This window comes from Actinosynnema sp., from assembly GCF_052038725.1.
This window is the reverse complement of the sequence record NZ_JBQGCX010001315.1, coordinates 1-2,610: the sequence shown is the minus strand read 5'-3', so window position 1 is coordinate 2,610 and position 2,610 is coordinate 1. Positions and strand designations below refer to the sequence as shown.

Below are 2,610 nucleotides of genomic sequence, written 5' to 3'. Positions count from 1 at the left end.
GTGGGAGCGGGTGGGGCGGCGGTGACCGGGGGTGTTGATCATTGAGGCCCCCCAGCGAGATCGGGCCGGTGGCTGAGGGCTGAGGGGCGGTGGTTGAGGGGCGAGGGCCGCTGGTCGGGGCGAGGTTCGCCGGGTCGAGGCGGGTCGGGGCCGGGTGTGAGCGAAGCGGCCGGGGCGCCCTGAGCTCCGCGCGTGGAACTCGGCGAGGGGGCGCGGACCCCGCAGCAGCCACCTTCAGCGCCCCCGGCTCGACCCCCGCACCACCAGCTCGGGCGTGAAGAGCACCTGTTCGTGCTCGTGGTCCTCCTCCCGGACCTCCTTCAGCAGCAGCGCCGCCGCCGTCCGCCCGAGCAGCCGCCGGGGCTGGCGGACCGACGTGAGCGGCACGGCCGCCGTCGCGGCGAACTCGACGTCGTCGTAGCCCACGATCGCCAGGTCCTCCGGGATGCGCGCGCCCGTGCCCACGCAGTGCTGCAACAACCCCAGCGCCAGCAGGTCGTTCGCGCAGAACGCCGCCGTCGGCCTGTCCCGCGCGGGCAACCCCGACAAGCGCTGGCCCGCCTCCCTGCCCTCGGCCACGGTCAGCGCCGCCGTCGGCACGTCCACCAGCGACGCCGCCGAACCGCGCAGCGCCCGCAGCGCGCCCTCGCGCCGGTCGCGGACCTGGCCGACGGTCATCGGGCCGCCGACGAAGGCCACCCGGTCGTGGCCCGCCTCCAGCAGGTGCGCCACTGCCAGCCCGCCGCCGAGCACGTCGTCCACCGCGACCGTGCAGTGCGTCCCGCCACCCCTCGTGCGGTCCACGACCACCACCGGGGTGCCGCGCGCGGGAAGCTCCGCCAGGACCGGGGCGGCCGGGTCGGCGGGGGTGGCCAGGACGCCCCGGACCCGCTGCTGCTCCAGGCGGGTCAGGTAGGTCAGCTCGCGCTCGGCCCGGTTGTCGCTGTTGCACAGGAACAGCGACAGGTCGTTCACCTCCGCCGCCTCCTCCACGCCCTGCGCCACGTCCGCGAAGAACGGGTTCCCGCCGTCGAGCACCACGTACGCCAGCGCCCTCCCGCGCCCCGCCCGCAGCTGCCGCGCCGACTCGTTGCGCACGAACCCCAGCTCCGCCATGACCGCGTGCACCCGCGCCCGCGTCCCCGGACTGACCACGCCGGGGCGGTTGAGCACGGTGGAGACCGTGCCGACCGACACGCCCGCCGCCGTCGCCACGTCCCGGACGCTCACCTGCCGGTGCGCCGAACCCGCCATGCCGCTCCCACCGCCCGCCGCCGACCAGCTTGAAACGATTTAGCCGACCTCCCGCGCTACCCCCGAACCGCCGGATCGCCGTGACCTGGACGACTGCGGCTTCACCATTGACCGCTGTGACGGGGCTCATATACCGTCGCGACGGCCAGATTGAAACCTTTCATTCCCGGAGGCGCTGATGCCCACGCAGGAGCCGCCACCGCTGGAGGTCCGCGCCGTCACCAAGTCCTTCGGCGCCGTCGCCGCCGTGCGCGGCTGCTCGTTCCCGCTGCACGCGGGCGAGGCGCACGCCCTGGTCGGCGAGAACGGCGCGGGCAAGTCCACCGTCGTCAACGTCCTCGCGGGCGTCCACCGGCCCGACAGCGGCACCCTGCTCGTCGACGGCGCCCCGACCGCCTTCGGCTCGCCTGCCGACGCCAAGGCGGCGGGCATCGCGGTCATCCACCAGGAGCCCACCCGGTTCCCGGAGCTGAGCGTCGCCGAGAACATCGCCGTGGGCGCCCACCCGCTGCGCCGCTTCGGCCGGATCGACCGCGCCGCCGTGCGCGCCACGGCCCGCGCCCTGTTCGAGCGGCTCGGCGTGCGGCTCGACGCGGACCGGCCCGCGCGCGGGCTCTCCATCGCCGACCAGCAGCTCGTCGAGATCGCCAAGGCCTTGGCCGGGAACGCGCGCGTGCTGGTCATGGACGAGCCCACCGCCGCCCTGTCGGCCATCGAGGTCGACCGGCTCTTCTCCGTCGTCCGCGCCCTCCAGGCGGGCGGCGCGGCGGTGCTGTTCATCTCGCACCGCTTCGAGGAGATCACCGCGCTCTGCCAGCGCGTCACGGTCCTGCGCGACGGCGCCCACGTCTCCACCGACCCGATCACCGAGGTCACCGAGGACGAGCTGGTGCGCCGCATGGTCGGCCGCGAGCCGGACGCCCTGTTCCCCGAGCGGGCCGTGACCCCCGGCGAGGTCGTGCTCTCGGTGCGCGGCCTCACCAGGACCGGCGTGTTCGCCGACGTCGACTTCGACGTGCGCGCGGGCGAGATCGTCGCCCTCGCCGGACTGGTCGGCGCGGGCCGCTCCGAGATCGCGCAGGCCGTCTTCGGCGTCGACCGCCGCGACCGGGGCGCCGTCCGCGTCGACGGCCGCGAGGTCCGGCCGAACTCCCCGCGCGCCGCCATGGCCGCGGGCATGGCGCTGGTGCCCGAGGACCGCCGCCAGCAGGGGCTGCTGGTCGAGCTGTCCGTGCAGCGCAACGTCACCCTGCCGCGCTCGCGCGAGCTGGCCGTCGCGGGCCTGCTCACCGGACGCGCCGAGCACCGCGAGGCGCTGCGCGGGACCGCGCGGCTGCGGGTCGGGTACGGCAGGCT

General features: G+C 75.7%; 2 protein-coding genes. One reads left to right on the top strand and one right to left on the bottom strand.

Annotated elements, in window-relative coordinates; genetic code table 11:
- Nucleotides 1-234 precede the first annotated feature (234 nt).
- Complete coding sequence (locus ACTUAL_RS27765) at nucleotides 235-1,254, bottom strand: LacI family DNA-binding transcriptional regulator (protein WP_440902305.1); 1,020 nt, start codon at nucleotides 1,252-1,254, stop codon at nucleotides 235-237.
- A 178-nt stretch (nucleotides 1,255-1,432) separates the two neighbouring features.
- Between ACTUAL_RS27765 and ACTUAL_RS27760 the strand changes: the two genes are divergently transcribed.
- Nucleotides 1,433-2,610 (top strand): sugar ABC transporter ATP-binding protein (locus ACTUAL_RS27760; RefSeq protein ID WP_440902304.1); only part of this gene is annotated, 1,178 nt, incomplete at its 3' end.

Excerpts from the sequence above, each read along its gene's own strand:
- ACTUAL_RS27765 (WP_440902305.1), bottom strand. The coding sequence starts at position 1,254 with ATGGCGGGTTCGGCGCACCGGCAGGTGAGCGTCCGGGACGTGGCGACG.